The following is a 7290-nucleotide window of genomic DNA, read 5'->3' as shown; positions in this document are numbered from 1 at the left end:
CCTATCCCCCTGTCGTGCCTTGCCTCCCACGACTCTGGCCCTCCTGGGCACCAGCTTCTGGTTCAGTTATTGGTACCTGATTCGGGAAATAGAAAAAAACAGTTGAATGGAAGAGGCATCACCAACAATAGTGGCAGCTAGGGCTTATGGAGATTTTACCATTTTGATTGCTCATGCAAATGCCGCCCTTTCGCAAAATCAAGCCTTTAAAATAATCGCTTCTTCGCATCTCGCTCCCTTGTATAAGGCCTTTATAAAGTTGGGGGCAATCTCATCTCTCCCCATTGAGTTTGTAGATATGGGAATCAAAGGCTCTTTACTACGTTTCTTTACCAACAAACAGTTGCTGGGAATGGAAACCATACAACAGGTACAAAAACTAAAAGCCAGAATAGAGGACCAACCCAATGAAACAATTTATCTGGAACAGGCTGCAAGACTGAGTTGGTTAAAGCCATTGGTGCATAAAAAATTAGAAGCAATTTCACAAGGCAAAACGGTGTATGGCGATTATGCAACCTTTTTTAAGGTAGAACTACCTTCAATGCAAATGCCAACTGTCCAAAAGATTTTAATTCTTCCCAGTTCCAGACAAGCCAAAAAGAATTTGCCGGATAAGTGCATCGCAGCCATCCAGCAAAAACATTCGGACGCACAAACTACGGTTGGTTTATTTGGGTCTGCATCCCCCCACCATTTTCCAACAAAGGATGATCAGATGCAGCAAACCGTTCAGTACAGCAGTTTTGAGGCTTTAATCAACCTGATACAATCGCATGATTTTGTGTACTGTCCGGATAGTGCGCAAGCCCATATTTGTCAGCTTTTGCAAAAACCGCATTTTATGTTGTACCCCAATCAGTATCATTTATCTTTTGCTACTCCCTTTGTAATCAAAAACAAACAGTATGCTTCATTCAGAACTTTTGAATTAGCTGTTGAATGAGTGCAGATAAAAATTCCATCCCTGTTTTAGGCATACCTGTTTTTAGCCAGGGTATGCAGCAAGCTGTTGAATGGGTTATTCAACAATGTCTTACCAATAGCGGCAAAAATGCTTGTATTAGTGCAACGGGCGCCCATGGAATCATAGAAGCGCACAAAGACCCGGTTTTTAAAAAGACCCTCCAGCATTTCTGGCTCAACCTGCCAGACGGCATGCCTACGGTTTGGGTAGGGAAGTTGAAGGGAGCCAAATCCATGGAACGTTGTTATGGCCCCGATTTTTTTAAGGCAATGATGTTAGCTTCTGCTGATTTGTCACTCAACCACTTTTTTTGTGGCGGAAAGGAGGGCGTGGGTGAAGAATTAAAAGCCGCTGTTGCGCAAAAATTCAGCAATAAGCGGGTGGTCGGCGTGTTTTCTCCCCCTTTCAGAGAAATGACAGACCCGGAAATGGCCATTTTGGGGCAGCAAATCAATGAATCTGGCGCTCATATGGTCTGGATAGGAATAAGTACGCCCAAACAGGAGAAATTTGCCGAAAGATTGACTAAATTTGTAAAAGTCAATGCAATCATAACAGTGGGGGCTGCTTTTGATTTTCATACCAACCGGGTAAAACAGGCACCAAAATGGGTGCAAAACGCGGGTATGGAATGGTTTTTTAGGCTTTTAATGGAACCTAAACGACTGTATAAAAGGTACGCCCAAATTGTCCCCCTATTCATTTGGCTGAATATTAAAGAATTTGTTGATTTTTACATTCTGAAAAAAAGATAATATGAAGAAAGTGCTTGTTTGTGGTGCGGGAGGATTCATAGGTGGGCATTTGGTGAAAAAGCTAAAACGACAAGGACATTGGGTTCGTGGGGTAGATTTAAAATTGCATGAGTACAGTCCTTCCATGGCGGATGAATTTGTGGTGGGCGACTTAACCGATCAGGCTTTGGTACGCAAAGTGCTGGACATTCCTTTTGATGAAGTGTATCAGCTGGCCGCAGATATGGGCGGAGCAGGCTATTTGTTTACAGGAGATAACGATGCCAATGTAATGCACAATTCTGCATTGGTAAATTTGAATATTATACAGCAGGCACTGAAAGTAGGGGTTAAAAAATTATTTTATTCTTCTTCTGCCTGTATTTACCCTGCCTATAACCAGGAAGATCCTCAGAATCCTAAGTGTTCTGAAGATTCTGCTTATCCGGCTATGCCAGACAGCGAATACGGTTGGGAAAAACTATTCAGCGAACGTTTGTTCCAGGCATTTAACCGCAACTACAATATGGACGTGCGCATCGCCCGTTTCCACAATATTTTTGGACCAGAAGGCACTTACACCGGAGGCAAGGAAAAATCTCCTGCAGCCATCTGCCGTAAGGTAGCGGAAGCACAGGATGGAGATGGCATTGAAGTCTGGGGCGATGGACAGCAAACCCGTTCTTACTTATACATTGATGAATGCTTGGAAGGCATTGAAAGATTAATGGAATCTGATTTTGTTGGTCCGGTAAACATTGGATCCGAAGAAATGATTACCCTGAATCAGCTGGCGGAAATGGTAATGAAAATTGCCAACAAAAATTTATACATCAAGAACATAGATGTAGCCCATACAGGCGTAAGAGGGCGCAATTCTGATAACAAACTCATTAAGCAAAAACTGGGTTGGGCTCCTTCTGCTCCTTTGGTGAATGGAATGACCAAAACCTACCAATGGATCAATGCCCAGGTGCATGCGCAAATGCCGGAATTAGTGAAAGCAGATTAATTGGGTATGTTGCCCAATTTACATGCCCTACGATTTTTTCTAGCTTTGATTGTGGTACTGTTTCATGTGCCTACTATTTCCCAAACATTGGGATTTGCTCATTATGCAGATGCCCCCATTTTTCATAAAGGCGAGCTAAGTGTTTTTTATTTTTTTACGCTTTCAGGTTTTCTGATTATTCGGTTAATCTATGTAGAGTTATTAGAAACCAACACAATTAATTTTCTGCGTTTTTACAAGCGAAGAGCAGCGAGAATATTGCCTCCCTATCTTTTGGTGTTAGGTGTTGGACTGTTTTTATACCATTTTTTATTGCCCTATTTGGGTATTCCTTTTGCTGTTGATTATGGATTGATTGAAGCCTTGTTTTATAATATTTTCTTTCTTTCCAATGTATTTAAAACCATTTATCCGGATATCGGAGGAATTCTAAGTGTGTTGTGGAGCATTGGTGTAGAAGAGCAATTTTATTTATTATGTCCCCCATTGATGCTGCTATTTAAAAAGCAATTGAATCGCTTTTTAATGGGGACTATTTGTTTGCTTTTTGCGGTCTTTTATTTTTATCCTTCCTTTTATCAATTTGATAATTTCTTCTTTTATTTCGCTTTTGGTGGTCTGATTGGAATGCTAGCTATTCAGGAGAAACTGAATTGGCTTACAAAACTTACTATTCAGATCATCTTACTACTCTTGTTTGTAATTAGCTTTTTTACCAATCTTTTAGAATTGCTGCCTCCCTTAGCTTATCACTTTACTACTATGCTGATCAGTGGTTTATTGATCTATACTATTTCGCACCAACCCATCTGGGCCATTCAAAACAAATGGGTGAATGCCTTGGGAAAGATTTCCTACGGCATTTATCTCTATCATATGATTGTATTAACAGGGGTATTGTTTATACTTCAGAAAGCAATCGCGTTTGGCTTTGTTTTAAGTGACTTCCAACAAATATTACTCATTAACACAGCAACCATATCCATTACCATATGGGTTGCCTGGCTCTCTAACAAATACTTTGAAAGTTTATTTTATCGCAAACCATAGCTGAACCAAACGTAAAGTTTTAAAGATTAAAGTTCAACAGCCATTAATTCATTTGCTAACTCATGTAATGAATTTTGAATTTTCTTTTTTTGAGCTGGCCTAGGTTTTTTTAATCCAGATGCATAATGTTGTATTTGTTTTTGTCGGATTCCAGTAATTCTTTCCAGCGATGCATTTGTAAATATGCCTTTATAATAATTCAACAAGCTTTGTGTATCAAATTTGTACACCAACCGATATTCTGTAAATAAAATTTTCGGGGCTTTTTCTTTATTGTGTTTTTTGATTAATTGAATTGATTTTTCAATTGAGGCTTTTGCTTTTTCAACGGTATCACCACCACCATAAATCCCCTCTACTTTTTCAGCATATGCTGTATACTGGTCTTTTGTTTTTTCTATTATAATTTTGACGGTCTTCATTTTACTTCAATTTCATTTCTTTAATAATTTTTTTACATAATCCAACACCAACTTCTTTAGCACCATGATAAGGAACAGGGTACTTTTGCCCCTCTTTCTCATATATATAATGACTTCCTTCTACCTTATGTAATAATCAATTATTTTTCCTGATCTTTCGATGTAGCTCGTTTGATTTCATATCCTTATTACAATAAGGAATATTTTAAAGGTAGTAAAATTACTATCAATTAAATATCCGATTGAAAAATTATTTTTCAAAAAAATGTTAATCAATGTAAAATACTAAGGTATTTATACTCAGATTGTGCAGTAATCCACCCAGTTATTATTTCATCTTATTATAGTCCATAGCTGAACCCAAGCTGTAGGGTATTGTCTTTAGCCTTGCTGCCATTGGCCAATGTGGTGCTGATATGCTGCAAGTTCCCGAAGAAATGCAGGTTGTTCACGAATTCATACGACACTTGTAAAAAAATATCTGTACGCTTTTTCTGGTAGTCGAATAAGAATGGAGGTTGTGGTACGGCGTTGTATTGCTGGTCTACGGTTCCTGGCCCACCTTTGCGAATATGTTGGATGCGCAGATAAGTCTTTAATCTTGGGATGGGGGTAAACTTGGCAAATAGCATTGCCCTGTCAAAATTAGATCCCATCCAATCGCCTAAACTGGCATTGTATTGGGTATAGGTTTGTGCAGGAATTAGATTGTTATAAACAAAGGGATTCACGCGGGTGTATTCAGCCCCCAGTGTTAAATAGGGTAGAAATAAATCAGTAACAGAACCCCCTAACGTATAGCCAATCTGGTTTCTTGATTTGGCCCTATTGAACATACTGCCGACTTTTATTTCGTCTATAAACAGCGAGCCATACAAATGGGTATTTCTCAAATGATTTCTGGAGCTTACCTGCAAAAAATATTGTCCGTTAGAACCCGCTCTGATATTGTAGTTGCTGCGGTTGTTGTCGTAAAACTTAAATAAGTTGATTGGGATGAAAAAGCCTACATCGGTTTTATCGCTGTACACAATGGATTCCCCAATGGCAATGTCCAATCCCTTGATGGGTTTAAACGTCAATGAGTGACTGGCCATATATTTGGGTATGTATTGGTCTCTGTAATCACCCACTCCTGTGGTTCCTGTTCTGTAGGTAGCATTGGAATCAATGATATTGGAATTTAACCAGGCATGTACATAATTAAAATGCAGCCATTCAAAAGGTTGGTAATCTAAACGTAAATAAGGGTAGGTGGGTGCTTTATCGGAAAGGATAATTCTTCCGTTTTCTCCATAACCAAAAGTCAAAATATCTTTACCAATGCTGATGGATCCCTTTTTAAACTGGTAATTGACACTTGCCCTGATTTCCGCAAAATTCTGGCGATTGGGTCTGGCTGTTCCTGTTAATTCAACAATATCGGTTAGTGGACTCTCTGTTCTGAAATTGCGAACACCGGTTCCCGTTTCTGTATAGTCTCTGTAGTACACCTGAAAGCCCCAGTTCTTTATTTTACCCCAGAAATTAAATCCATTGCTCATTTGGGTAAAGCTCTTTCCGGTTCCGCTTACATGGGATAAGCTACCCATGGGATCAAAATTCAGTTGAAAATCTTTGTGGTTGATGAATAAACCTCTGATTCTTTGGTTGGGGTCTTTTTTAACCAGGTGAAATTTATCATTCTCGATGGGGTCAATGGGTCTGAACTCCTGCAGATAAAAAAGCATTTCTTGTTTTTCTATATCGCTTAATTCGTTGGCTTTTTTTTCTAATTCTAATAGATGCTTGGCAATGACTTCCCTGCTCACCGGTCTGATGATATCGCTAAAGTCAATAATCCCTTTTGCAGCCAATCGGTTTAAATAATTATATACTTCATGATTCGGGTTTTCCCAAACCATCTGTGCTTGCGTGCTGAAAGAGCCGGTTACTATAACCATAACCAGCAACCATTTTTTAATAGGCATTTTGATCTCCTCTTAAGATATTAATAACTGTTTGCAGGATAATCTGACAATCTAGCCAGAAGGTCCAGCGATGGATATAATACAAATCCAGGTTCACCCTTCTTTGCATATCTGCCGGGGTTCTGGTTTCTCCTCTGCATCCGTTCACCTGAGCCCAGCCACTGATTCCGGGTAACACAATATGGCGGAGCATATAATTCTCTACCGTGTGCATACTTTCTATATTCAGCGGAGTGGGGTGAGGACGAGGGCCTACCACCGACATATTGCCCAAAAGGACATTTAAAAATTGGGGGAGTTCGTCTAAATTGGTTTGTCTTAATATTTTGCCAATCCAAGTAACACGTGGATCGTTTTTTTGTGCCTGATTGTATTTTCCGTTTTCATCGGTATCGCGGCTTTCCATCACCATGGTGCGGAACTTGTAGCAGGTGATTTTTTCGTTGTTCAGTCCCCAACGTTCCTGTTTAAAAAACACAGATCCTTTGGAAGTGAGTTTAATAAGGATAGCAATAATCGGGAAAAGAATAATCCCCACCGTCATAAAAACCAGCAAGGAAAAAACAATATCAAAACCGCGTTTGATGATTCTGTTCTGCCATTTGTCCAGGGGCAATTCCAATACGCTAATGGTAGGTACCAGCCCCACATTGTCTACGGTAATGGCCGCAGATGCATACTGATGCAGGTCGGGTAATATGCGAACCTTGGTTTTATGGTAATCACAGATTTCTATGCACTGCTGTATGTTGGCGTACTCGGTATTGGGTAAACCGATCACTACTTCATCTACGGGCTGTTGCTGCAGCACTTCTTTTAATTGTTCTATTTTCCCCAAGTATTTACTGCCGTTTACTTTGGTGGGTTGGTGGTCTATTACCCCTACGCATTTGTAACCGTAGTAATAATACTTGTTGATGGTTTCATAATAGTTTACCGCTGCAGGAGTGGAGCCTACCAGTAAAATATTATCGTACATATTGCCCTGGTGTAAAGCCGCATGTACACTTTTTCTGAGCAAATATTTGCTGAGAGTAACAACCCCAAAAGTGAGTCCGATAAAATTCCCGATAAAGTTTCTGGTATAGGGTGGGGTAATGGTTAGGAAAAACAACAAGGAAGAAATGGTGATGCC

Annotated in this window: 7 protein-coding genes and 1 pseudogene; 4 read left to right on the top strand and 4 right to left on the bottom strand. The window is 39.7% G+C overall.

Translation table 11 applies throughout. From position 1 onward, the window contains the following. Positions 1 to 106: 106 nt before the first annotated feature. Genes P767_RS0107740 through P767_RS0107725 form a run of 4 tightly spaced genes read left to right on the top strand, consistent with a single transcriptional unit; the run spans position 107 to position 3763 of the window. Positions 107 to 946 carry a glycosyltransferase family 9 protein gene (locus P767_RS0107740; protein WP_026764043.1) on the top strand — a complete coding sequence of 280 codons (840 nt, stop codon included), beginning with the start codon at positions 107 to 109 and terminating at the stop codon, positions 944 to 946. Further along, positions 943 to 1722, top strand: coding sequence for a WecB/TagA/CpsF family glycosyltransferase (locus tag P767_RS0107735; RefSeq protein WP_026764042.1), 780 nt, complete (start codon positions 943 to 945; stop codon positions 1720 to 1722). The genes P767_RS0107740 and P767_RS0107735 overlap by 4 nt, the downstream gene beginning before the upstream one ends. Before the next feature lies 1 nt (position 1723). Further along, positions 1724 to 2713, top strand: coding sequence for an NAD-dependent epimerase/dehydratase family protein (locus P767_RS0107730; protein ID WP_026764041.1), 990 nt, complete (start codon positions 1724 to 1726; stop codon positions 2711 to 2713). A gap of 6 nt (positions 2714 to 2719) precedes the next feature. Then, positions 2720 to 3763: an acyltransferase family protein gene (locus P767_RS0107725; RefSeq protein WP_026764040.1), complete on the top strand. Its 1044-nt coding sequence runs from the start codon at positions 2720 to 2722 to the stop codon at positions 3761 to 3763. Positions 3764 to 3789: 26 nt separating this feature from the next. Here the strand turns inward: P767_RS0107725 and P767_RS0107720 are convergent, their stop codons facing one another. The 4 genes and pseudogenes from P767_RS0107720 to P767_RS16350 form a co-directional block, all read right to left on the bottom strand. Then, the gene (locus P767_RS0107720; protein WP_026764039.1) at positions 3790 to 4185 is read right to left on the bottom strand and encodes a hypothetical protein; all 396 of its coding nucleotides are present in this window, start codon (positions 4183 to 4185) and stop codon (positions 3790 to 3792) included. A gap of 1 nt (position 4186) precedes the next feature. Next, positions 4187 to 4303: pseudogene (locus P767_RS19150) on the bottom strand (type II toxin-antitoxin system HicA family toxin); the annotation flags it as partial. A 223-nt stretch (positions 4304 to 4526) separates the two neighbouring features. Continuing rightward, the gene (locus P767_RS0107715) at positions 4527 to 6128 is read right to left on the bottom strand and encodes a capsule assembly Wzi family protein (RefSeq protein WP_216593219.1); all 1602 of its coding nucleotides are present in this window, start codon (positions 6126 to 6128) and stop codon (positions 4527 to 4529) included. 16 nt (positions 6129 to 6144) lie between these two features. After that, positions 6145 to 7290: undecaprenyl-phosphate glucose phosphotransferase (locus tag P767_RS16350; protein ID WP_051417227.1), on the bottom strand; the 1146-nt coding region annotated here is incomplete at its 5' end.

The sequence above is a fragment of the Sediminibacterium salmoneum NBRC 103935 genome (genome assembly GCF_000511175.1).
Classification (GTDB): Bacteria; Bacteroidota; Bacteroidia; order Chitinophagales; family Chitinophagaceae; genus Sediminibacterium; species Sediminibacterium salmoneum.
Note: the sequence above shows the minus strand (reverse complement) of the source record. Positions and strands in the feature narration are given on the sequence as shown.

Coding starts and splice junctions, on each gene's coding strand:
- P767_RS0107740 (WP_026764043.1), top strand. CDS start 107: ATGGAAGAGGCATCACCAACAATAGTGGCAGCTAGGGCTTATGGAGAT.
- P767_RS0107735 (WP_026764042.1), top strand. CDS start 943: ATGAGTGCAGATAAAAATTCCATCCCTGTTTTAGGCATACCTGTTTTT.
- P767_RS0107725 (WP_026764040.1), top strand. CDS start 2,720: ATGTTGCCCAATTTACATGCCCTACGATTTTTTCTAGCTTTGATTGTG.
- P767_RS0107730 (WP_026764041.1), top strand. CDS start 1,724: ATGAAGAAAGTGCTTGTTTGTGGTGCGGGAGGATTCATAGGTGGGCAT.
- P767_RS0107720 (WP_026764039.1), bottom strand. CDS start 4,185: ATGAAGACCGTCAAAATTATAATAGAAAAAACAAAAGACCAGTATACA.
- P767_RS0107715 (WP_216593219.1), bottom strand. CDS start 6,128: ATGGTTATAGTAACCGGCTCTTTCAGCACGCAAGCACAGATGGTTTGG.